At 64.2% G+C, this 22,847-nt stretch carries 23 protein-coding genes; 10 read left to right on the top strand and 13 right to left on the bottom strand.

The features are described from left to right. Positions 1-65: 65 nt before the first annotated feature. From panC to thpR, 8 genes are all read right to left on the bottom strand, one after another. Positions 66-932 carry a pantoate--beta-alanine ligase gene (gene panC, locus AC1IN8_RS13825; RefSeq protein ID WP_479759189.1) on the bottom strand — a complete coding sequence of 289 codons (867 nt, stop codon included), beginning with the start codon at positions 930-932 and terminating at the stop codon, positions 66-68. A 102-nt stretch (positions 933-1,034) separates the two neighbouring features. After that, complete coding sequence (gene panB / locus AC1IN8_RS13830) at positions 1,035-1,829, bottom strand: 3-methyl-2-oxobutanoate hydroxymethyltransferase (protein ID WP_319914128.1); 795 nt, start codon at positions 1,827-1,829, stop codon at positions 1,035-1,037. A gap of 18 nt (positions 1,830-1,847) precedes the next feature. Then, the gene (gene folK / locus AC1IN8_RS13835) at positions 1,848-2,345 is read right to left on the bottom strand and encodes a 2-amino-4-hydroxy-6-hydroxymethyldihydropteridine diphosphokinase (protein ID WP_247625581.1); all 498 of its coding nucleotides are present in this window, start codon (positions 2,343-2,345) and stop codon (positions 1,848-1,850) included. Positions 2,346-2,355: 10 nt separating this feature from the next. Beyond that, the gene (pcnB, locus tag AC1IN8_RS13840; protein ID WP_162519105.1) at positions 2,356-3,828 is read right to left on the bottom strand and encodes a polynucleotide adenylyltransferase PcnB; all 1,473 of its coding nucleotides are present in this window, start codon (positions 3,826-3,828) and stop codon (positions 2,356-2,358) included. Positions 3,829-3,971: 143 nt separating this feature from the next. After that, positions 3,972-4,874, bottom strand: a complete 903-nt coding sequence (gene gluQRS, locus AC1IN8_RS13845; RefSeq protein ID WP_479759192.1) for a tRNA glutamyl-Q(34) synthetase GluQRS — start codon at positions 4,872-4,874, stop codon at positions 3,972-3,974. A 112-nt stretch (positions 4,875-4,986) separates the two neighbouring features. Further along, entirely contained in the window at positions 4,987-5,436 is a 450-nt protein-coding gene (gene dksA / locus AC1IN8_RS13850; protein ID WP_005329052.1) for an RNA polymerase-binding protein DksA, read from the bottom strand. A 125-nt stretch (positions 5,437-5,561) separates the two neighbouring features. Continuing rightward, positions 5,562-6,299 carry a DNA/RNA nuclease SfsA gene (sfsA, locus tag AC1IN8_RS13855; protein ID WP_139434071.1) on the bottom strand — a complete coding sequence of 246 codons (738 nt, stop codon included), beginning with the start codon at positions 6,297-6,299 and terminating at the stop codon, positions 5,562-5,564. Beyond that, positions 6,296-6,841, bottom strand: a complete 546-nt coding sequence (gene thpR, locus AC1IN8_RS13860; protein WP_479759194.1) for an RNA 2',3'-cyclic phosphodiesterase — start codon at positions 6,839-6,841, stop codon at positions 6,296-6,298. The genes sfsA and thpR overlap by 4 nt, the downstream gene beginning before the upstream one ends. 235 nt (positions 6,842-7,076) lie before the next feature. On the opposite strand from thpR, the gene hrpB reads away from it, so the two are divergent. From hrpB to gloA2, 3 genes are all read left to right on the top strand, one after another. Further along, positions 7,077-9,524, top strand: coding sequence for an ATP-dependent helicase HrpB (gene hrpB, locus AC1IN8_RS13865; RefSeq protein WP_479759196.1), 2,448 nt, complete (start codon positions 7,077-7,079; stop codon positions 9,522-9,524). 254 nt (positions 9,525-9,778) lie between these two features. Beyond that, a complete protein-coding gene (gene mrcB, locus AC1IN8_RS13870) occupies positions 9,779-12,100 on the top strand; it encodes a penicillin-binding protein 1B (protein ID WP_139434074.1) in 2,322 nt (773 codons plus the stop codon). Between the two features lie 42 nt (positions 12,101-12,142). Beyond that, a complete protein-coding gene (gene gloA2, locus AC1IN8_RS13875; protein WP_342059612.1) occupies positions 12,143-12,553 on the top strand; it encodes an SMU1112c/YaeR family gloxylase I-like metalloprotein in 411 nt (136 codons plus the stop codon). Between the two features lie 66 nt (positions 12,554-12,619). On the opposite strand, the gene AC1IN8_RS13880 is transcribed toward gloA2, so the two are convergent. Further along, positions 12,620-12,940 carry an SMR family transporter gene (locus tag AC1IN8_RS13880; RefSeq protein ID WP_025328187.1) on the bottom strand — a complete coding sequence of 107 codons (321 nt, stop codon included), beginning with the start codon at positions 12,938-12,940 and terminating at the stop codon, positions 12,620-12,622. Then, positions 12,928-13,320, bottom strand: coding sequence for a DMT family transporter (locus AC1IN8_RS13885; RefSeq protein WP_479759199.1), 393 nt, complete (start codon positions 13,318-13,320; stop codon positions 12,928-12,930). The genes AC1IN8_RS13880 and AC1IN8_RS13885 overlap by 13 nt, the downstream gene beginning before the upstream one ends. 158 nt (positions 13,321-13,478) lie before the next feature. Here AC1IN8_RS13885 and AC1IN8_RS13890 point away from each other — a divergent pair, with 158 nt between their 5' ends. Beyond that, the gene (locus tag AC1IN8_RS13890) at positions 13,479-14,360 is read left to right on the top strand and encodes a LysR family transcriptional regulator (protein ID WP_139434077.1); all 882 of its coding nucleotides are present in this window, start codon (positions 13,479-13,481) and stop codon (positions 14,358-14,360) included. A gap of 63 nt (positions 14,361-14,423) precedes the next feature. Here AC1IN8_RS13890 and AC1IN8_RS13895 read toward each other — a convergent pair whose 3' ends face one another. Next, positions 14,424-14,939, bottom strand: a complete 516-nt coding sequence (locus AC1IN8_RS13895) for a DUF2937 family protein (protein WP_265436838.1) — start codon at positions 14,937-14,939, stop codon at positions 14,424-14,426. 210 nt (positions 14,940-15,149) lie between these two features. Between AC1IN8_RS13895 and AC1IN8_RS13900 the strand changes: the two genes are divergently transcribed. The 3 genes from AC1IN8_RS13900 (at position 15,150) to AC1IN8_RS13910 (ending at position 17,208) form a co-directional block, all read left to right on the top strand. Then, positions 15,150-15,833, top strand: coding sequence for a phosphatase PAP2 family protein (locus AC1IN8_RS13900; RefSeq protein WP_479759201.1), 684 nt, complete (start codon positions 15,150-15,152; stop codon positions 15,831-15,833). Between the two features lie 279 nt (positions 15,834-16,112). Beyond that, entirely contained in the window at positions 16,113-17,018 is a 906-nt protein-coding gene (locus AC1IN8_RS13905; protein WP_262111698.1) for a sulfite exporter TauE/SafE family protein, read from the top strand. 16 nt (positions 17,019-17,034) lie between these two features. Next, positions 17,035-17,208: a hypothetical protein gene (locus AC1IN8_RS13910; protein WP_479759221.1), complete on the top strand. Its 174-nt coding sequence runs from the start codon at positions 17,035-17,037 to the stop codon at positions 17,206-17,208. Between the two features lie 38 nt (positions 17,209-17,246). On the opposite strand, the gene AC1IN8_RS13915 is transcribed toward AC1IN8_RS13910, so the two are convergent. Next, a complete protein-coding gene (locus AC1IN8_RS13915; protein WP_479759219.1) occupies positions 17,247-18,071 on the bottom strand; it encodes a hypothetical protein in 825 nt (274 codons plus the stop codon). 208 nt (positions 18,072-18,279) lie between these two features. Then, positions 18,280-19,566, bottom strand: coding sequence for a glutamate-1-semialdehyde 2,1-aminomutase (gene hemL, locus AC1IN8_RS13920; protein ID WP_479759203.1), 1,287 nt, complete (start codon positions 19,564-19,566; stop codon positions 18,280-18,282). 223 nt (positions 19,567-19,789) lie between these two features. Here hemL and clcA point away from each other — a divergent pair, with 223 nt between their 5' ends. The 3 genes from clcA (at position 19,790) to erpA (ending at position 22,404) form a co-directional block, all read left to right on the top strand. Continuing rightward, entirely contained in the window at positions 19,790-21,184 is a 1,395-nt protein-coding gene (clcA, locus tag AC1IN8_RS13925; protein ID WP_479759205.1) for a H(+)/Cl(-) exchange transporter ClcA, read from the top strand. An 87-nt stretch (positions 21,185-21,271) separates the two neighbouring features. Then, positions 21,272-21,964, top strand: a complete 693-nt coding sequence (locus AC1IN8_RS13930; protein WP_139434083.1) for a DUF6776 family protein — start codon at positions 21,272-21,274, stop codon at positions 21,962-21,964. A gap of 89 nt (positions 21,965-22,053) precedes the next feature. After that, positions 22,054-22,404 (top strand): iron-sulfur cluster insertion protein ErpA, encoded by a 351-nt coding sequence (gene erpA / locus AC1IN8_RS13935; protein ID WP_025328177.1) that lies wholly within the window; start codon positions 22,054-22,056, stop codon positions 22,402-22,404. Positions 22,405-22,847: the final 443 nt, after the last annotated feature.

A 22,847-nucleotide genomic window follows, 5' to 3' on the forward strand; every position in this document is an offset into this window, starting at 1 on the left:
CAGGGTGACGACACTATTGTCGATAAGGCGGGCCTTGCCGGGATAAGGGTCGGCCATCGGGACTGTCAGTCGTTGCTTGCGCTGATGAGGGTGACAACGCGGTTGTCGATGAGGCGAGCCTTGCCCAGATACGCAGCCATCAGGATCACCAGCCGCTTGCTGGCGGCGCTGGCCGATTCGAGGGTGTCGGCGTCGACGATGTCGATGGCGTCCGTCCTGAATCCGGCGTTGTCGAGACGCTGGCTGGCCTGGGCCACCAGGGAGGGCAGGTGGTGGTTCCCCGCCTCAATCTGCTCGGCTATCCAGTTCATGGTGCGCGCGAGCTCGGGAGCCAGGACCCGCTCGGCGGCGGTCAGGTAGCCGTTGCGCGAGGAGAGGGCCAGCCCGTCCTCGGCCCGTACCGTGGGCACGCCGACTATCTCGACCGGCATGGCCATGTCGGCTACCATCTTGCGAATGAGCGCCAGCTGCTGGTAATCCTTCTGGCCGAAGCAGGCCACGTCGGGCTGCACCAGGTTGAACAGCTTGGTGACGACAGTGCTGACACCGCGGAAGTGCCCCGGGCGCAGCGCCCCTTCCAGCAGGCCGGAGAGACCCGGCACCTCGACGAAGGTCTGGCTGGCCAGCCCGTGGGGATACATCAGCTCCGGGGTCGGGGTGAACACCAGATCCACGCCGGCGGCCTCGAGGGCGGCGCAGTCCTGCTCCAGGGTGCGGGGATAGTTGGCGAGATCCTCGGCCTTGTCGAACTGCAAGGGGTTGACGAAGATGCTGACCACCACCTTCTCGCCGTGGCTGCGGGCCTCATCGACCAGGGTGAGATGGCCCTGGTGCAGATTGCCCATGGTGGGCACGAATGCGATGGCGCGGCTTTCGCGGCGCCATTGGCCGATCTGTTCACGCAGAGCGGCAGGATTGTTCACAACCAACATCAACAGTTCACCTTCGGATAGGTCAAAGAAACAAGAATTGAAAGGGCCAGAGAGGGAGGCGAAACGGGGGCCTAGCCCCCGTTGCGGTTCATGAGGCCAGGATCAGTTGAAGCAGTGCTCGGGACCGGGGAAGGTACCCTCGCTCACCTGCTGCACATAAAGGCGGATGGCGGCGCGCATGTCACCGGTCTCGGCCAGGAAGTTCTTGGTGAACTTGGGCACATAGCCGGAGGTGATGCCAAAGGCGTCGTGCATCACCAGGATCTGGCCATCGGTGGCCGGGCCCGCGCCTATGCCGATGACAGGGATGCGCAGGGCCTTGCTGATGCGCTCGGCCAGGGCGACCGGCACGCATTCGAGCACCAGCAGCTGGATGCCCGCGGCTTGCAGCTCGAGGGCCTGGCGGTAGATCTCCTGGGCGTGGAACTCGTCGCGCCCCTGCACCTTGAAGCCGCCGAACACGTGGACGGATTGCGGGGTCAGCCCCAGGTGACCACAGACAGGCACACCGTTGCGGGTGAGGTGGCGAATGCTCTCGCACAGCCAGTCGCCCCCTTCCATCTTCACCATGCGGGCGCCAGCGGCCATCAGCTTGGCGGCGTTCTGGTAGGTCTGCTCGGGAGTGGCATAGCTCATGAACGGCATGTCGGTGACCACCAGCGCCTTGCTGGCGCCACGCACCACGCAGCGGGTGTGATAGACCATCTCATCCATGCTGACGGCCAGGGTGTCGTCCCCTCCCTGCAGCACCATGCCCAGGGAATCACCGATGAGCAGCACCTGGGCACCTTCGTCGTCGAACAGCTTGGCGAAGGTGGCGTCATAGGCGGTGATGGCGGTGATTTTTTGTCCGTCCTGCTTCATCTTCTGCAGGTCGGTGATGGTGATCTTGCTCATTACGTTGCTCCTACTCGTCTACTCACCCGTGGCATCGGCAAGGATCTCGAGACCATTGCGTGGGCAGCGGGCAACCAGTTCGGTGAGCGGGGTGCCGCAGGGCAGCACCAGGGCGGGGGCGATTTCGGCAAGGGGCAGCAGGACGAACTCCCGCTCCTTCATGCCGTAGTGGGGAACGATCAGGCGTTCATGCTGGATGACTTGCTCGCCGTACAGCAGCAGATCCAGATCCAGAGTTCTTGGACCCCAACGCTCGTCCTTGCGCACACGTCCCTGTTCCCGCTCGATTTTCTGCAGTTGATCCAGCAAAGCCAGGGGGCCGAGCCGGGTATGAAGCCGCACCACGGCATTGACGTAGTCCGGCTGATCCGCAGGGCCCATGGGGCGGCTGCCGTAAAGCTGCGAGGCCTGTTGCAATGCGGATTCCGGCAGCCTGCCCAGGGCGGCGACGGCCTGTCTGGCCTGGGCGACGGGATTGCCCAGGTTGGATCCGACGGCAACGAAGACCTCGATCATCGGGTGGCCTTTATTCTGCCGCTTTCGGCTTGCGACGACGGGGGCGACGGCGGTTGCGGCTGTTGCTGCCACGTTTCTCACCGTCTCCGCGCGGCTCGGCCGCCGGGGCTCGCTCACCGCTTGCCGGGCGGCGGGTCGCTTCCCGTTGCAGTTGCGGACGCACATCCGGGTTGGAGGCCACATAGCGCTCCCACCAGCTGGCCAGCTCGCCGAGGCCACGCTCGACCCGGTTGCGCAGCAGCAGGAAGTCAAAGGCTGCGCGGAACTTCGGATGCTCCATGGCGCGCTCGGGGTGACGACCCTGGCGACGGGTCAGGCGCTGTTGCAGGGCCCAGATGTCGCGTACGTCCGTGGTGAAGCGGCGCGGCACGGCGATGATCCGCACCTGGGCATCCAGCACCTCGTTGATGGCCAGCATGAAGGCGTCGTGCCAGGGCAGGCCGCTCTCGTTTTCCAGCACCCGGGCACGGGCCTCGACGGCGCCCCACAGCAGGGTGGCATAGAGGAAGGCCGGGGTGACGCGCTTCTCTTCACGGACCCGGGTATCGGTATCCATCAACGCCAGCTCGATGAACTGCTCGTAGGGGGAGTTGCCGTTGGGGGTGAACAGGGCGGCGACCTGGGGGAACAGGGGTTGGAACAGCCCGTATTCCCGCAGCAGCTTGTAGGTGGCGAGACCGTCACCGGCCAGGAACAGCTTGAGGGTCTCCTCGAACAGGCGGGCGGCCGGAATGTCCTGCAGCAGGGGCGCCAGTTCCCGGATGGGGGCGGCGGTGCGCGGGCTTATGGTCATCTCCAGCTTGGCGGCGAAGCGCACGGCGCGCAGCATGCGCACCGGATCTTCCCGGTAGCGGGTCTCGGGGTCACCGATCAGCTCCAGCTTGCGCTCGGCAAGATCCTCGATGCCACCCTCGAAGTCGTGCAGGGTGAAATCCTTGGCGCTGTAGTAGAGGGCGTTGACGGTGAAGTCGCGACGTTCGGCATCCTCTTCTATGGTGCCGTAGACGTTGTCGCGCAGCAGCATGCCTTCATCCGACTGGGCCGATACGTGCTTGCTGGTATTGACCTGATGGTGGTGACCACGGAAGGTAGCCACTTCGATCACGTCACGACCAAAGACGATGTGGGCCAGGCGGAAACGACGGCCGATCAGGCGGCAGTTGCTGAACAAGGCCTTGATCTGCTCAGGCGTCGCATCGGTGGCGATGTCGAAATCCTTGGGCGTTTTCCCGAGCAGCAGGTCACGGACGCCGCCACCCACCAGGTAGGCTTCGTAGCCTCCCTTGTTCAGGCGGTAGAGCACCTTGAGCGCATTCTCGCTGATCTCTTTGCGCGAGATGGGGTGCTGGTCACGGCTCAAGGTTCGACGTTGACCGGCGACACGGGCTGGAATGGGAGACTCCATCGACTGCTCGCCGTCTTCCTTGCCGAGCACCTTGCGGCAAAAGTTTGCGATCTGGGAAAAAATGGTACACCTCTTCATGACTTCAAATTGACGGGAGGCCAAAAAATAGCGGCCTATCATAGCTCAGGCCCGACCAAATGAGAAACGCTGCGGTCTGCTTCCCCGATCCGGACCCGGTGACATCAAAAACGCGGCAGTCGGTTCTTGCTCTTGGGGTCTGCCTATCTGGCCCCCAGCACTATCTTCTGCTGGCGGGGAACCCGGGCCAGCTGCCAGTGGGCAATGCCCCAGGCGATGATCTCGTCGACGCTATTCTCTCTTAAGCAAGGAGGCGGGCACTGGCCGAGGAAGGCGAGGGCCTGCCACAGGGCGGGCCTGACGTCATCCTGTGCCAGCGCCGGCGCATGGTTCTGCTTCGACAGCTTGTTGCCATCCGCCAGCACCGCCAGCGGCAGGTGCACCCAGTCGGGGACCTCTGCTCCCAGAGTCTGGTAGAGGGCAATCTGGCGCACCGTGGGCTCCAGCAGATCGGCGCCGCGCACTATCTCCGTGATGCCGCAGTCCATGTCATCCACCACCACTGCCAGGTTGTAGGCGTAGAGCCCGTCCCGGCGGCGCACGATGAAGTCCTCCTCGGCGAGCGCCGCAGGCACAGCGATATGGCCCTGCAGCTGATCCTCGAAGTGGTAGACCGGATGATGCTGGCGCAGGCGGGCGGCGCACCCCTCTGCGGTCAGCCCCAGGGTGCGGCAGTGGCCGTTGTAGAAGCCGCCCGCCGCCATGATCTCGCGCCGGGTGCAGCGGCACCAGTAGAGATCCCCGGCCCGGTAGAGCCCCTCGATGATCTCGTCGTAGCGTCCATGGCGCCGGCTCTGGTACATCACCTCCCCATCCCAGCCGAGGCCATGGGCCTCCAGGGTCTGGAGGATGAGCTCGCTGGCCCCGGCCATCTCCCGCGGCGGATCTATGTCCTCGATGCGCACCAGCCAGCGCCCCTGTTGCGATCTCGCCTGCAAGAAGCTGCCGAGGGCGGCGACTAGGGAACCGAAGTGGAGCGGACCGGACGGGGAGGGGGCGAAGCGGCCCACATGGGGTCGGACAGGGGAGGAGGGGGTCATGGCCATGGGAATTCGGGTAGACGATGCATTGAGGCTGCATTCTGGGATGGTCGTGGGAAAAGCTCAATAAAAAAGGGAGCCTGCGAGCTCCCTTTTTTGTCCATGTCGATGGGCGGCATCAGCCAGCCATCTGTTTTTCCTTGATTTCAGCCAGCGTCTTGCAGTCGACACAGAGGTCGGCAGTCGGACGGGCTTCCAGACGACGAATACCGATTTCGATACCGCAATGTTCGCAGTAGCCAAAGTCGTCTTCTTCGAGCAGCAGCAAGGTCTTCTCGATCTTCTTGATCAGCTTGCGTTCACGGTCGCGGGTGCGCAGCTCGAGTGCGAACTCTTCTTCCTGCGCGGCGCGATCGACCGGATCCGGGAAGTTTGCAGCCTCATCCTTCATGTGGTCGACGGTGCGGTCAACTTCCTGCATCAGTTGGTTGCGCCAGGCTCCCAGGATCTTGCGAAAATGTACCTTTTGTTGGTCATTCATGTACTCCTCACCGGCTTTTACCTGGTAAGGCTCTACACCCGCAATGGCCAGGGGGCCCAGAGATTTCCTGTTTTCGCCTGTTGGCATGCCCTGTCTCCTAATTCAGCACGCTACCCGTGCCATCCATAAATTGAGGGCGGTATCTATAGCAGAAGGGTCAACGGGAGGCAAACAAGCCTTGTCAATAATGTTACCCACTCCAGCATTTATTCTCAGCCCTCGGGTAGCAGATGGTCAGATTCAAATGGAATAAAATCTTGAGCCACCATGCCCTGCACCCCAACATGGGGGCGATAGCATAAAATTTCAACCCCTGCCGCCATCGCCTGCTCAACAAGCTGACTATAGTGCGGATCTATATGGGCTGCAGGGCGCATTCTCGCGATGCCGGAGTGCAACACCATGAACAGCAGCACGGCTCTGTGCCCGGCCGCCTTCATGGCCATCAATTCACGCAAGTGCTTGGCGCCACGGGCGGTGACCGCATCGGGAAAGTAGCCCATGCCCGCTTGTTCCCGCTCGTCGAGCAGGGTGACGGATTTCACCTCTATGTAACAACTTGGCCTGTGATCATCCTCCAGCAGCAGGTCGATGCGGCTGTTCTCCTCCCCGTATTTCACCTCGGTGCGCAGCCTGGCATAACCCGCCAGCGGCGCCAGCGCCCCTTGCTCGATCAGCTCCCGGGCGATCTGGTTGGCCCGCGCCGTGTTGACGCAGATGAAGTGACCCGCCGGACTCTCGGCTATCTCCCAGCTGTGGGCCAGCTTGCGCTTGGGGTTGCTTGAGGTGGAGTACCAGACCCGGGTGCCCGGATCGGCACAGCCCGTCATGGCACCGGTATTGGCGCAGTGGAGGGTGATCACCTCGCCGTTGTCGAGCTGCACATCGGTCAGGAAGCGCTTGTAGCGGGCGATGAGCAGACCGGATTGCAAAGGGGGATCGAAAATCATGGGGTCAGCTCCTCGCTGTTGGTCTCTTTGATGCGGGCACGCAGGGGCCAGCAGGCGATGGGTTCATAGCTGACCCCCTGCGGGGTGCTGACGGACTGGTAGAGGCAGAAGCTCTCCGCCTGCAGCACAAGATCGGGGGCGGGCAGCGCCTCCGGGGCCTCGCCGGCCTTGCGCGACAGGGTGACATGGGGGCGGTAGCCCTGTTCCCCGTTGCCAAGCCCCAGCTTCTCGCCGTGGCGACGCAGGGCCCTGGCGAGGACGTTCAGCTCGTTTGGCCACTCGCTGGGTCCCACCCAGGCGGCTTTGGCACGCTGAAACCAGCCGGTCTGATCCAGATGGACGCTGAAAGGGGGGCAGCGCTGCTGCCCGGCGGCGGCGATCAGCCTGGCCTGGGTGGCCTCGTCGGCCTCGCCGAGAAAGGCCAGGGTCAGATGCAGATTGCGCTCGGGCACCGACAGGCCGGGCCAGGGGCGCCGTTCGCGCCAGTCGATCAGGGCGGGGGCAAGCTGGTGCAGGGGCAGGGCAAAGAAGAGTCTGGGCATGCGCAGCGTCGGTCCTCGTGGTACTCACATGAAAGGGCCATTCTATGGCAGCTCGTCTGCGGATGTCTCCTGGTCGAGTCTCGCGTCTGTCCGGGCGTGGCTGTCGTACCGGCGGGGACGTCCCGGGTCTGCCCCAACCGGTTGGGGCGCACCCGGCACGGCTGCTGACGGTGGGCGGCTGGCTGTGGCAGAATGGGCGCCGTTTTCATGGTCATCACAGAAGGTCTTCGCCGTTTTGTCCCAACTCCCCATCGTCTCTGTACTGCCCGAGCTGTTTGATGCCATCGACAGCCACGCCAGCGTGATATTGCAGGCCCCCCCGGGGGCGGGCAAGTCGACCATGCTGCCCCTCGAGCTGGTGCGCCGAAACCGGCTGCCCGGCCGCATCATCATGCTGGAGCCCCGCCGCCTCGCGGCGCGCAACATAGCGGGCTTTCTGGCGCGCCAGCTCGGGGAGAAGGTGGGGGAGCGCATCGGGCTGCGGGTGCGGGGCGAGAGTCGCACCAGTGCCGCGACCCGGCTCGAGATAGTGACCGAGGGGGTGCTGACCCGGATGTTGCAGCAAGACCCCGAGCTTAGCGGGGTGTCGCTCGTCATTTTCGATGAATTCCACGAGCGCAGCCTGCATGCCGATACCGCCCTGGCTTTCGCCATCGAGAGCCAGCAGGGGCTGCGGGAGGATCTCCGCTTGCTCATCATGTCCGCCACCCTGGACGGCATGGCGCTGGAGGCCCTGTTGCCGGACGCCCCTGTGATCCGCTCCGAGGGGCGCGGCTTTCCCATTGACTACCACTACCGCCCCGCCAATCGCCAGCAGTGGCTGGAGCCCCAGGTGGGCGCAGTGGTGCTGGAGGCGCTGGCGGCCCACGCCGGCAGCGCCCTGGTGTTCCTGCCTGGACAGGGGGAGATAGAGCGGCTCGCCCAGTGGCTGGAGGGGCGCCTGCCGGATGACGTGCGCCTCGCCCCCCTCTACGGGCGTCTCGACATGGCGGCCCAGCAGGCGGCCATCGAGCCCGCTCCGGCGGGGCGTCGCAAGCTGGTGCTCACCACCAATGTGGCGGAGACCTCCCTCACCATAGAGGGGGTCTCTGTGGTGATCGACAGCGGGCTGGAGCGGCGCGCCACCTTCGATCTGAGAAGCGGCGTCACCCGGCTGGAGACCCGTCAGATTGCCAGGGCCTCCGCCACCCAGCGGGCCGGCCGTGCCGGCCGTCTCGGCCCCGGGGTCTGCTACCGGCTGTGGAGCGCCGAGGTGCAGGAGCGCCTCGCCGAGCAGAGCCCGCCGGACATCCTCACCCAGGAGCTGACCGGCCTGCTGCTGGACGCCGCCCAGTGGGGGGCCAAGGTAGAAGATCTGCCGCTGCTGGACATGCCCCCCGCCCCTGCGGTGGCGAGCGCCCGTCGCCTGCTGGTGGCCCTTGGCGCCATGAAGCCGGAGGCTGAGCAACAACTCACCCCGGCCGGCCGCACCATGGCCGCCTTCGGCACTCATCCTCGGCTGGCGCGCATGCTGTTGCGGGCCCGGGAGCTGGAGGCCGAGGGTCTGACAGGGATTGTCGCCGATGCGGCATTCCTGGTGGCGCTGCTGGAAGAAGATCTGCGAGGATCTGAGCGCCTTTCCGTGCTCTTCCATCGCCGTCTGGGGGCCCTGCGTCAGGGGGCCGCCCGCTGGTTCGAACGGCTGGGGGCCCGCCCTGCCGGCGCCCAGGGGCAGTGGCTGGGGCTGCTGTGCGCCCTCGCCTGGCCGGACAGGATCGGCAAGCTGCGCGGCGGCAGCCGCTATCAACTCAGTGGTGGGATCAGCTGCGATCTGGTAGAAGGTCACCCATGTCAGGGACAAGGGGCCCTGATCGCCATCGAGATGGGGCAGAACGATCGCGGCAGCCGCATCTTCATCGCCGAGCCGGTGGCGCTGGACGAGCTGGTGCGCCAGCTGCCGGAGCTGGTGAGCGAGCGCCAGTGGTTTGACTGGGACGAGCGCGAGGAGCGGGTGCGGGCCGAGCGCCAGCAGGTGATCGGCGAACTGGTGCTCGGCCAGCGGCCGCTGACCGATCTCTCCGACGAGCAGAAGGGGCGCTGCCTGTTGCAGGGCATTCGTCGCAAGGGGCTGCACGTGCTGCCCTGGGACGAGGGCAGTGAAGGCTTGCTGGCCCGATTGCGCTGCGCCCACGACTGGCTGCCGGACGAGGGCTGGCCCGCCGTGGACGACGAGAGTCTGCTGGCCCGGCTGGAGGAGTGGCTCTTGCCAGCCCTGAGCGGCATGACCCGGCTGGAGCAGCTCAAGAGGCTCAACCTCTCGGCTCTGCTGCGTCAGTCCCTGCCCTGGCCCTTGCCAAAGCGGTTGGACGAGGCGCTGCCGAGCCACTTCAGCGCGCCGACCGGCAGCCGGGTGCGGATCCGCTATCAGCCGGGGCAGGCCCCGGTGATCCCGGTGCGCATCCAGGAGATGTTCGGGCAGGGCACCACCCCCTGTGTGGCCGATGGCCGGGTGCCCCTGGTGGTGGAGCTGCTCTCCCCGGCCCAGCGGCCGCTGCAGATCACCGCCGACCTCGCCGCCTTCTGGGCGGGCTCCTACGAGCAGGTGAAGAAAGAGATGAAGGGGCGTTACCCCCGTCACTACTGGCCGGACAATCCCCTGGAGGCCATGCCGACCAAAGTCACCAAGAAGAAGATGGGGTTGTAGGTGGGGGCTGGCATGGGGAAGCCCAACGCCAGCAGACGGCCCTCGCCCTCTCCCTGGGGGAGAGGAAACCGAGCGAGCCTGGTGTTTGCTCCCTTCTCCTCTCCCTTTTTCAACGACAGGGGAGAAGGGTTGGGGATGAGGGGGCATCCCTTTGTCTGGCGAAGCGAAACCCAGGATCCAGGTTCGATTGGTTAAGCCCGATCGGACGTTCGCGCATGCGACATCACAAGTAGAAAGGAAAGCAAAGAGGAATTATGGCAACGCAACAACGCAAGCGTACCCCCAAGAAGGCGGCGCCCAAGCGCACCATCTGGCGCACCCTGTTCTGGCTGGGCTTCAAGCTCTCCCTGGTGGTGGCGGCCTTTATGGTGGTGTTCGGCATCTATCTGGATACCAAGGTGCGCGAGCGTTTTGACGGGGAGAAGTGGCAGTTGCCCGTGATGGTCTACAGTCGCCCGCTGGAGCTCTACCCCAGCCAGCGCCTCTCCCAGACCCAGATGCTGCGGGAGCTCAACATGCTGAGCTACAAGCAGGTGCGCCAGCCCCACACCCCGGGGGAGTATGCCGTGAGCGGCAACCGCATCGAGCTTGTCCGCCGTCCGTTCGAGTTCCATGACGGCGCCGACGGCGCCCGTGGCCTGCGCCTCACCTTCAACGGGGCGCGGCTGGAGGGGATCCAGTCCCTGGAGAACCAGCGTCAGCTAGGTTATGCCCAGATGGACCCGGTGTTGCTGGATCGCCTCAACACAGAGGATCGGGAGGATCGCCTGCTGGTACGCCTCTCCGAGGTGCCGGACAGCCTGCTGGTCACCCTGCTGACCACAGAGGATCGGGACTTCTACCAGCACGGCGGCGTCTCCCCGGTGGCCATCATGCGCGCCATGGCAGCCAACCTGCTGGCGGGTCGCACCGTGCAGGGGGGCAGTACCCTCACCCAGCAGCTCGCCAAGAACTTCTTCCTGACCCGGGAGCGCAGCCTGTGGCGCAAACTGCAGGAAGCCTATATGGCGGTGCTCATCGACTACCGCTACAGCAAGGACGAGATCCTGGAAGCCTACCTCAACGAGGTCTATCTGGGGCAGAACTTCTCCCAGGGGGTCTATGGCTTCGGGCTCGCCTCCTACTTCTACTTCGGCATTCCGGTCAACGAGCTGGACATCGATCAGGTGGCCCTGCTGGTGGGCATGGTGAAGGGACCCTCCTATTACGATCCCTGGCGCTTCCCCGAGCGGGCCAAGGCGCGTCGGGATCTGGTGCTCAAGCTGCTGATGGATCACGGCAGCCTGACCCAGGCCGAGTATGAGCTGGCCAGCAAGCAGCCCCTTGGCATCATCACCCGGGGCCAGATGAGCTATGGCCGCACCCCGGCCTTCATGGGGCTGCTCAAGCGGGAGATCCAGAACCGCTTCGGCCCGGATCTGCTCAAGCAGTCCGGCCTCAAGATCTTCACCAGCCTGGATCCCATCGCCCAGCACGCCGCCGAGCAGGCGGTGCAGACCGGCCTCGCCACCATAGAGAAGCAGCGCGGCAAGAAGAAGCTGGAGGCGGCCATGGTGGTCTCCGACTGGCACAAGGGCGAGGTGGTCGCCATGGTGGGGGGACGGGATCCCCGTTACGCCGGCTTCAACCGTGCGCTGGATGCCCGTCGCCAGATAGGCTCCCTGGTGAAACCGGCTGTCTATCTCACCGGTCTCTCCAACGGCCTGACCCTGGGCACGCCGCTCAAGGATCAGCCGATCCGCATCCGCGGTCAGGATGGCCAGATCTGGACGCCGCAGAACTACGATCGCAAGTTCCGCCAGAGCGTGCCGCTGATGGAGGCGCTCGCCAGCTCCCTCAACGTGCCGACCGTCAACCTGGGGATGCAGGTGGGGCTCGACAAGGTGGTGGACACCCTGCACAAGCTGGGGGTCCAGCAGGAGATCCAGCCTTATCCGTCCCTGGTGCTGGGGGCGGTGGCGCTCTCCCCCATGGAGGTGAACCAGATGTATCTGCCCATCGCCAACCAGGGGCTGACCCAGCCGCTGTCGGCCATCCGCGCCGTGGTGAACGGCGATGGCAGCCAGCTCTATCAGCATGACGAGACCGCCAAGCGGGTGACGGATCCCCAGGCCAGCTGGCTGACCCTGTTCGCCATGACCAAGACGGTGAGCCAGGGCACGGCCCGGGCGCTCGGCGCCAAGTTCCCCGGCGCCACCATGGCCGCCAAGACAGGGACCACCAACGAGCTGCGGGACTCCTGGTTTGCCGGTATGGACAACAACGAGCTGGTGAGCGTCTGGGTCGGCCGGGATGACAACCAGCCCGCCGGGCTGACCGGGGCCAGCGGTGCCTTGCAGCTGTTCAGCGGCTACATGAGCCAGCGCGGCGTCAACAGCCTGGGGCTGAAGATGCCGGAAGGGGTGAGCTGGGCCAGCTTCTCCCGCGCGAGCGGCGCCCGGGTCGCCAGCGACTGTCCCGGCAGCCTGCAGGTGCCGGCCAAGCTGGCGGGGCTCGGGGCTCCGGCAAGCTGCGCCAGCCCTGTCTCCAACCCGGTCAACGCGCTGGATGACTGGTTCGGCGGCTTCTTCAACTAACGAACACGGGCAGCCCTGGCTGCCCGTTTTACAAGGATTGTCATGACACTTCCCCTGCTCGGCGGCATTCACCATGTGGCCATCATCGCCAGCGACTATGATCGCTCGCGCCACTTCTACCACCAGGTGCTGGGGCTGCCCATACTGGCGGAGACCCTGCGGGAGGCCCGCCACTCCTGGAAGCTGGATCTGGCGCTGCCGGATGGCAGCCAGCTGGAGCTGTTCAGCTTTCCCGCCCCCCCTGCACGCCCCTCCAGGCCGGAGGCGTGCGGCCTGCGGCACCTGGCGTTTCGGGTGCAGGCGCTCGATCCCGTCATCGCCCATCTGGAGCGCCACGGGGTGGCCGTGGAGCCGGTACGGGTGGACGAGCTGACCGGCAGTCGCTTCACCTTCTTCGCAGACCCGGACGGCCTGCCGCTGGAGCTCTACGAGGTCGATGCGGAGCCGGCATGAGCGGGCTTTGCTCATGAGTGCGCAAAAAAGCCGCCCGGCGAACACCGGGCGGCTTTTTTCATGGGGTCAGGCCGTGGTCAGCAGGGCCACGGCGACGGCCATCACCAGGATGCCGACCCAGCCGACGGGCTTGAGGCGCTCGCCAAACAGCAGCAGGCCGCCGAGGGCGGTGCCCAGGATGCCGATGGCGCCCCAGGTGGCATAGGCCACGGCGAGATCTATCCGGCCGGTGCTCACCGCCTCACTGAGCAGGGTAAAGGCACAGAGCACCAGCAGTATGCCGAGCAGGCCCCAGCCCTTGTGGCGAAAACCGAGGGAGCGGTTGATGGCCATGTTGGCCCCCACATCCAGCAGGGCGGCGCCCAGTACGATGATCAACGGGTGCATGGAAGCTCCTTGGCCGTAGTTGCATCAAGCGGCTCGACATGGGTTTCCCCCAGGGTCACCATAACAATGCCCACTATTGCCAGCGCCAGCCCGATCCACTCCTGCACACTCAGCTCGTAGCCCAGGAACAGCACGGAGACGGAGGTGATCAGGGCGATTCCCAGCCCCTCCCACAACGCGAACGCAATACCAATGGAGATTGTTTTGGCGGCCTTGGCCAGCAGCAGGTAGGAGAGGGCGATGAGCAGCCACATCGGCAGATGGTGGAGCCAGCCGGTCTCACTCTCCGGGATCAGGGCCATGGTGGAGGTGCCTGCCACCTCGGTCAGGATGGCCCCCGTCAGGAAGAGGCGGGCCAAAAGCAGGGGACTGAATGACATGGGGTTTCCTTCTGTTGCTGCGACGAGGGAGAGGATAGCCGCAGCCGGGGCAGAGCTGGGTATCGCTGAGCGTCGATAATTACGGCGCTACGGGTTTGCCTTGGGGAAGGAGGGCGGCGTAAGGTGAAGATGGAACAAGCTGCCACCAGAGCGCGACCATGAAGCTTTATCAGATACAACTCTTTGTAGAGTCAGCAGACAGTGGTTCGATTGCCAATGCCGCCAGACGCCTTGGCAAGAGCCGGAGCGCCGTCAGCACGGCGATCGCCTCCCTGGAAGTGGAGCTTGGCGTCGACCTTTTTGAACGAGGGGCCAACCAGAGCCGACTCACCGAGATAGGGGAGCAGGTGCTGGACGACTGCCGGCGGCTGCTGCAGGCGGCCAACAGCCTCAAGCTCAAGTGCGAGCACCACGCCTCCGGGGCCGAGGTGGCGCTGCGGGTAGCGCGGGACGACGCCATCCCGGAACCGGTCTGGCGCGAGATGCTGGGGGCGCTGCGCCACCAGTTTCCCGGCACCAGCATCTCCCTGGTGCTGGCCTCGCCCCCCGAACTGCCAGCCCTGGTGGAGGAGGGGTTCGTGGATGCCGCCTTCGGCCTCATCACCGAGGATCAGGAGCGTAGCGGCCTCAACATAGACGTGCTCAACCCCATCCGCACCCTGATGGTGGTGGCGCCCAGCCACCCGCTGGCGGGGTTGAAACGGGTGCTGCAGCAGGATCTCACCGATCAGACCCAGGTCACCCTCTCCTATGTGGACGAGTTCTCGGTCAAGAGCCTGCTCCCCATCGGCGGCCAGCACATCGGGTTGTCGAGCTTCGAGCTGATGCGGGATGCCGTGCTGGACGGTCTCGGCTGGGCGGTGCTGCCCTCACCGCTGATCCAGAGCCAGCTGCGCCAGGGGGAGCTGCTGACCCTGAAGCACAAGTTCAGCCTGCAGTGGCGCGATTACGGGGTCTATCTGTCGGAAAACGCCCATCACGGCAAGGTGCTGGCCTGGCTGAAGAAGGCCATCGAGGCCTACCTCGAACCCTTCGAGTAGCCCCTTTCGGGAGGAGAACGACAACAGGGGCCGCTGGCCCCTGTTGCCTGAGACGGACAGGGGTCAGCGCAGGGCGTGACGGGGGGCGGGCTGGCGCTGGCGAAAGGGCAGCAGGAGCAGGCCGAGCAGCAGATCCCCCAGCAGGGACGCGAGCAGTCCCGCCGCCACGCCGCAGAAGATGGCGGCCTGCTTGAGGGGCACCACATAGCCGTAGTTGCGCAGGGTGTCCTGCCAGAGCTGGGAGTCCGCCTGCAACAGCAGATGGGAGACTTGCAGGTACCAGGGCCTATCCTGGAAGGCGCGCTCCTGCTGCAGGTGGCGCTGCTGGCTCACCAGTTGCTGCAGGCTGGTGGCATCCTGGGTGAAGACGGGATCCTGGCTGGCGCCGTAATGGGCGACCAGGGCGTCGAGATCGCCGCCAAAGTGCTGATCCGCGGTGCGCTGGAAGGGGGCCAGACTGAGGCCGGCCTGCTGCAGGCGCGCATCCAGCCGCTGGTAGTAGAGATCGACGATCCCCGGTATCTGCACGCCCGCCAGCAAACCGAGGGCAAACAACATCATGCGAAGGTAGCTGCGCATAGCCATCATCCTGAGTAAAAAGAGCCTCATACTAGCCGCAAGCCCCTGGCGCGCCAAGGTGGTGCTGGCCGCTCCCGCATCCGGGGGTGGCTGGGCGGGTATAAACAAGATTCAATAGAGCATTGTTTGTTACATGAATTCTTACATTTTTGTGATTCAAGTCACCGGGAGGCTGGCCTAGAATCACCGCTTTTTGAAGGAAGACTCGGCATGAGCAAGTTCATACCTTTCTATCTGATCGGGGGCCTGATTGCCCTCAGTTGGGCCACCCTGCCGGGTCATGGCCCCTGGGATCACTGGGATCTCGCCACCTTCCAGCTGGTCAATGGCTGGCTGGGTGAATCCGCCCGCTGGGCCGACCTGGTGGCCATCACCAACAATCGCCTGTTCGATCTGGCCGCCCTGGGCTGCATGGGGCTGATCCTGGCCACCTGCTTCTTCCGGGCCCGGGGTGAGGGGCGCCGTCGCCTGGTGGCCATGGGGATCGTCATGTTGCTGGGGGCCCTGGTGATCAATCAGCTCGGCCACCTGCTGCCGGTCAGCCGTCCCAGCCCCACCCTGATGGTGGGCGGGGCACTGCGGCTGACCGAGCTCAGCACCATCCCGACCAAGGACTCTGCGGGCGACAGCTTCCCCGGTGATCATGCGCTGTTTTTGATGATCTTCGCCGGCTTTGCCCTGCGTTACCTGCCGCGCCGGGCCGCGGTGATCGCCGTGCTGATGGTGCCCCTGTTCTCGGCCCCCCGCATCCTCGCCGGTGCCCACTGGCTGACGGACGTCTATGTCGGTGCCCTCTGCCTCGCCCTCATCTGCCTGCCGCCCTTGCTGCTGACCCCATTGTCGGATCGGCTGATCGACCGCCTGGCTCCCAGGCTGCCCCGCTGGATCTCCTGAGGCCGTTGCGGCCGGGATGACGGAAGGCAATAAAAAGAAGGCGGGTGACCGCCTTCTTTTGCTTATGCCCATCGGTGCTGTGGTCGTCGCGAAATGACCAGGACTACGCCCGATGAGTGCGGGCTTGCGCCCTCAACGACAAGTATTGGCAGAGTCATTCGAGCTTTACCATCAGAAACTGACGGGGCAAAACGTTTGCACTCGATGAAAGCGTGATCCAGACCAGGATCTTTTCTGTGGGCTGCCTTAGAATCGCCGCCCGTTGCTGGAGGTCCCCCTATGCTTGTCACTTTTCTGCGCCTGTTGTTTATCGGTTGCGCCCTGGTCTTTATCTTCATGCTGGTCCACGCCTGGTGGCACAAGCGGCGCCGGGGCGAGCTGGAGTCCACCCCCTTCTGGCCGGTGGCGGCCATCGGCTTCGTCGCCAACTTTCTCGACACCCTTGGGGTCGGCAGCTTCGCGGTCAAGACCGCCTGCTACAAGCAGTTCAAGCTGATCGACGATCGCCTGCTGCCGGGCACCCTCAACGGTCAGTGCGTGCTGCCGACCGTGACCCAGTCCCTCATCTTCATCGGCGTGGTCAAGGTGGATCCGCTCACCCTCATCAGCATGATGGCCGCCGCCGCTGCGGGCGCCGCCTGGGGGGCCCGTCATGTGGCCTCGTTCGATCGCCAGACCATCAGGCTGGTGATGGCGGTCTCCCTGCTGGTGGTGGCCGGACTCATCTTCGCCGGCCTGCTGGGTCTGTTCCCGCTCGGGGGCGAGGCCATGGGGCTCAGTGGCTACAAGCTGGGAATAGCCCTGCTCGGCAACTTCCTGTTCGGGGTGCTGATGAATGTGGGCATCGGCCTATTTGCCCCCTGCATGACGCTGGTCTATCTGCTGGGGATGAACCCGCTGGCGGCCTTCCCCATCATGATGGGGTCCACCGCCGTGCTCAGCGTCTTCTCGGCGGGCACCTTCATCCGCAAGGGGGCCTTCGATGCCAGGGCCGTGCTGGCGGTGGCCCTCTTCGGTCCCATCGGCGTGGTACTGGCGGCCATGCTGGTACAGTCCATGGACATGGAGATGCTCAAATGGCTGGTGGCCTTCATCGTCATCTACACCTCCTGGACCATGTACGCCTCCTGGCAGGCGGCGCGCCGTCAGCCCGAGTCCCGGCTGGCCGGTGCCGCCAGCTCGTAGCGTCATAGACTGGGCTGTGGTACTGGTTCCGGAGTTGCTGGTGCAGTCCATGGACATGGAGATGCTGATATGGTTGGCGGCTTTGATTGTCATCTACACCTCCTGGACCATGTACGCCTCCTGGCAGGCGGCGCGCCGTCAGCCCATCCAGGTTGAAGCACAAGCCCAGCTGAGTGAGGCTCCCCGCTAGCCGTCTCCAATCCGCAGGAAGCCTGTCAGGGCGAGGAGTTATCTCGCCCGTCTGAAGCCACTGCGTCGCCGAGGCAGAAGGCCTGCCCCAGACTCGCCGTCACTGGTCAGGGGCCGCTGACTGGAGGCGACCAGGGCGGCCTCGGCCTTGGCCCCGAGGAAGACATAGAGCCCCAGCGCCAGCAGCAATCCCACGGCGCAGCCCATTACCCCCACCGCAGGCCAGAGCAGTTCGTTCTGGCCGAGGGACCCCTTGAACAGCAGCAATAGCCCCTCGATGGAGACCGCAATCAGGATGGCGGCGATGAAGCGGGTGATGGTACGGCGAATGGCGCTGTGGCGGAAGATGTCCTTATGCAGCAGCACCTCCTCCTCCAGTATGGTCTTGCCGAGATCGAACACCGCCAGCGCCAAGGTCAGGAAGATGATGGCGCTGAAGGCGCCGAGCCGGTTCTGCTGGGTGCCACACAGCAGCAGATAGAGCTGCTCGAGGCCATGCCAGATCAGGGTTCCCACGATGAGAAACAGCGCCAGGCTCAGGATCACGTAGACGGCCCTGAACCAGGGGATGGCGCGGCGCCGCTCCCTGTCCCCCATCAGCCAGGCGATCAGCTGGTGCAGATTGATCTCAAGCTCGCGGCCATGACCCTGCACCCTCAGTCGCAACTGCCCCTGGGGGGCCGGAATGGGGGGCAGGATCCTCGCGCTTGCCTGGCTCTGACCCAGGCTCTGCACGCTCAGCACGAAGGGATAGCCCTTGAGGGCCTCCTGGGGGAGGGTGAGCAGCCCCAGCAACAGGGGGGTCAACTCGGTTTCGTACTCCTGATAGCGCCGCAGCACATCGATGGGGCTCATCTCTGCCATATGGACCTCGGTCAAGTGGGCTCCTGAGTAAGGCAGTGCAAATAGTGGGCCCGCTTTATGACAGCCAGTGTGGCCGCGGATGCACCAGCAAGTGGCAAACGCCGGCGAGAAGGAGAGGGGGCTGCACCAGAAGAGGGCTCTGGCAAGGCGAGACACAGAGGTAACAAAAAAGGGCCCTTCGCGGGCCCTTGGTTGATGCTGGCAGGGCTCAGCCCGCCAGTTTGGCGAAGCTGCGCTCGGCGGCGGCCAGGGTGTGTTCGATCTCCTTGTCACCGTGAGCCAGGGACAGGAAGCCCGCCTCGTAGGCACTCGGCGCCAGATAGACACCCTCTTCCAGCATGAGATGGTAGAAGCGCTTGAAGCGCTCCATGTCGCAGCGGGTCACCTGCTCGTAGCGGGTGATCTCGGTCTCTTCGGTGAAGAAGAAGCCGAACATGCCGCCCACATGGTTGATGGCGAGCGGGATGCCGTGCCTGGCGGCGGCCGCTTTCAGTCCTTCAGCAACGCGGGCCGTCTTGTCGCTCAGCTGCTCGTAGAGGCCCGGCTCCAGCAGCAGGTCCAGCATGGTGAGACCGGCGGCCATGGCCACAGGGTTGCCGGAGAGGGTGCCCGCCTGATAGACGGGGCCGGTCGGGGCTATGTATTGCATCACCTTCTTCTTGCCGCCGAAGGCGCCCACCGGCATGCCGGCCCCGATGATCTTGCCGAGGGTGGTGAGGTCTGGATCTATGTTGTAGTGGCCCTGGGCGCCGCGCAGGGAGACGCGGAAGCCGGTCATCACTTCGTCCAGGATCAGCAGGGCGCCGAACTCGTCGCAGATGGCGCGCAGCCCTTCCAGGAAGCCGGGCACTGGCGGGATGCAGTTCATGTTGCCCGCCACCGGCTCGACTATGATGCAGGCGATTTCGCTGCCGTACTGGGTGAAGGCCTCGCGCACCGAGTCCAGATCGTTGAACACGCAGGTGAGGGTGTGTTTGGCAAAGTCGGCCGGGACGCCCGGGCTGTTGGGCTGGCCCAGGGTCAGGGCGCCGGAACCCGCCTTCACCAGCAGGGAGTCGGCGTGGCCGTGGTAGCAGCCCTCGAACTTGACGATCTTGTCGCGGCCGGTGTAGCCACGGGCGAGGCGGATGGCGCTCATGGTGGCTTCGGTGCCGGAGTTGACCATCCGCACCTGCTCCATGGAGGGCACTATCTGGCGTACCTTCTCGGCCATCAGCACTTCGATCTCGGTGGGGGCGCCGTAGCTCAGCCCCTTCTCAACGGCCTTGATGACGGCGGCCTTGATGGCCGGGTGGTTGTGACCCAGCAGCATGGGGCCCCAGGAGCCGATGTAGTCCACATAGGCCTGACCGTCCACGTCATAGAGGTAGGCGCCGTCGGCACTCTCGATGAAGCGGGGTGTGCCGCCGACCCCATTGAAGGCGCGGACCGGTGAGTTGACGCCGCCCGGAATGGTCTGGCGGGCCTGTTCAAACAGCTGATCTGATTTTGACATGGATCATCCTTAATGGGATTTTGGTCGTCACCCGGGCGCAGGCGGTCGATTGCGGCTCGGCAGGCTGTGGTGGGAGGAGTATGCTTTGCGCTCTCGCCACCCGGACTCCCGGTCTGCACCCGTGATAAATGAAACGGGCCGACTATAGCAGAAAGGCCCTGTGCTGGGCAGCCGAGCCGAGGCCGGGTGTTTTCCGACCCTCGTTAGATGAGCGTGAATACCCATGGTGCAACAAGCTATCCCCCCTCGCGAGGCGACCACACAAGGCCGCCCTCCTGCCCTGCAGCGTCTGATCCGGCGGGACAAGATGCCGCTGCTGGTACTCTTGCTGGCCGCCCTGGTCGGGGTTCTGGCCGGACTTGTCTGCGGGTTGTTTGAATCCGGTGTGCACTGGCTGGCACAGCAGCGAGTCCTGCTGCTGGCGGATCGCCCCTGGTGGCAACTCGGTCTGCTGGGCTTTGGTTTCAGCGCCATGCTGGGGTTTGTCGGTTACTTCCTCACTCACACTTTCGCCCCGGAAGCGGGTGGCTCCGGCATTCCCGAGATCGAGGGGGCCATGGACGAGCTGCGTCCGGTGCGCTGGTGGCGGGTCTTGCCGGTCAAGTTCTTCGGTGGCATCTGTACCCTGAGTTCCGGCATGGTATTGGGGCGGGAGGGGCCCTCGGTACAGATCGGCGGCAACCTTGGCAAGATGGTGGCGGACATCTTCCGCCTGCCGAAGGAACATGGCCACGCCCTGCTGGCGGCGGGGGCGGCGGGCGGTCTGGCTGCCGCCTTCAACGCGCCGCTGGCGGGGATACTCTTCGTGATGGAGGAGATGCGGCCGCAGTTCCGTTACTCCTTCCTCGCCATCAAGGCGGTGGGGATCTCGGCCGTCATGGCGACCCTGATGCTGCAGAACATGAAGGGGCAGGCGCCTGTCATCAGCCTGCCCCACTACGACGCCCCGGCCCTGAAGGCGCTCTGGCTCTTCCTCTTCATGGGGGGCTGTTTCGGCGTGCTGGGCTTCGTGTTCAACAAGCTGGTGCTCGCCTGTCAGGACGGCTATCTGGCCCTGCACCAGAACAAGCGTCACCGCTTCGTCGCCATCGGCATGCTGGTGGCGGGAACCTTCGGCGTGCTGTCGCTGTTTGCCCCCTCGGTGACCGGTGGGGGAACCGAGCTGATCCCTCATCTGGTGGGGAGCGACTATGGGATGGCGACCCTCTTCCTCATCTTCTCGGTGCGACTGATCGCCACCCTCGTCTGTTTTTGTTCGGGCGCCCCCGGCGGCGTCTTCGCCCCGACCCTGGCACTCGGCACCCTGTTCGGGGTGGTCTTCGGCCACCTGTTCCATGCGGCCTTTCCCGATCTGGGCATAGAGCCCGGCGCCTTCGCCATCGCCGGCATGGGGGCGCTGTTTGCCGCCACAGTGCGGGCCCCCATCACCGGCATAGTGCTGGTGACCGAGATGACGGACAACTATCAGCTGATCCTGCCCATGATGATCACCACCATAGGAGCCACCCTGGTGGCGCAGTGGTTGGGAGGGCGTCCCATCTACTCCCAGATCCTGGAGCGAACTTTACGGCTTGCGGCGCGTCAAAAGCGGGGAGACGGCAGCGTGGCTGCCAGTTAACTCCTTGTTTATCCGCATCAATCCGGCAAGGTCGCGTATAGTGAAGGGAAACAGGCCGTGGTATGGCGTGCTAATAGAAGAGGCCCTATGTCCCAAATCGTGAAGGTATTGGTGGTGCTGGCGGTGGGGGCCTGCATCGGCTATTTCATCGGGAATCGGCAAGAGCTGGCACAGAGCAGTCTGCTGACGGTGCAGCAAGAGACCCTGGAGCGGCAGAGCAAAGCCATAGGCCAGCTCAAGACGGATCTGGGGGTCAAGGAGACCTTGCTGGCGACCCAGAAGGCGGCCTTCGAACAGCTGCAGCAGACCCTCAAGGATCAGGAGGCTCAGGTACAGGAGCAGAAGCGCCAGCTGGCCTTCTTCGAGCGGATCATGCGTCCTACCGGTGATCAGGTGGGAGTGACCATCGACAACCTGACCCTGCAGGAAACCAGCGTGCCGGGTCGCTATCACTATCGTCTGGCCCTGACCCAGCCCGCCAAGAAGCGGGAGCTGTTCCGGGGCCAGGTACAAATCAGGGTCGAAGGCAGTCTGGCAGACAAGCCCAGGATCCTCAGCGGGCGTGAGCTTGGCATGAAGGTCGGGGAGGGGCGCTATGCCCTGCGCTACTTCCAGCTGCTGGAAGGCAACTGGCAACTGCCGACAGGCTTTGTGCCGGATCGGGTGAGGGTCATCATCGCCAAGGAGGGGCGCCAGCCGGCCCAGGAGTTGCTGGCGGAGTGGAGCGAGGTACTCAAGCCTCTGGTGACCCAACCAGCTCCCTTGCCTGTGGTGCAGTAAGAGAGTGGTGAATACTTGAACTAAATGGTCGGGTATTGGATAATTTCGCGGTTTCCATGTTTGTGGATGTAATGGTTGTGAGGTCAGTAATGAGTGCAGTAGCAGAAGCCCCGTTGCCAATCCAGATGACGGATGCGGCGGCGAACAAGGTAAAGACCTTGATTACCGAAGAAGAAAATCCCGAGCTCAAGTTGCGGGTCTACATCACTGGGGGGGGCTGCTCCGGTTTCCAGTACGGTTTCACCTTTGACGAAAAGATCAACGACGGGGATACCGTGGTTGAGAAGAGCGGCGTGACCATGGTGATCGATCCCATGAGCCTGCAGTATCTGGTTGGTGGCAGCGTGGACTACACCGAAGGTCTGGAAGGCTCTCGCTTTACCGTGACCAACCCCAACGCCTCGACCACCTGTGGTTGCGGCTCCAGCTTCTCCATCTGATTGGTCAGCAGCACACATTTGAAAGGGTCCGGCAGGGCCCTTTTCTATTTGCGCATCTCCTCCTCATATATGAACCCTCTCTATATAAAACAGGCCGCCTGGTCTGAGCAGCCCGGGTGCTGCCGAAAGTGACCTCTTATGAGCCCTATGGCGAAGGTGTTTTGCACGATCTGGTTGCAGATTAAACACTTGAACGTCTTTCTCAAAAAAACACATAGTTTTTGCTTGTCAGAAAGAATCAGATCCCTATAATGCGCCTCCATCAGCACGGCGCAGTGCGCTGCTGGTCTGGCTTGCAAAGCAACCCAGTGAGGGTTATAGTTTCAGACCCTGCTCTTTAACAATTTGAATCAAGCAATCTGTGTGGGCACTCACAGCATCGAACATCAAAAACAATTTTTGATTTTCAATGTCTGGTGAAGTGACCAAGACAACTTCGGTTG

It is taken from the genome of Aeromonas sp. 130281 (genome assembly GCF_056642115.1).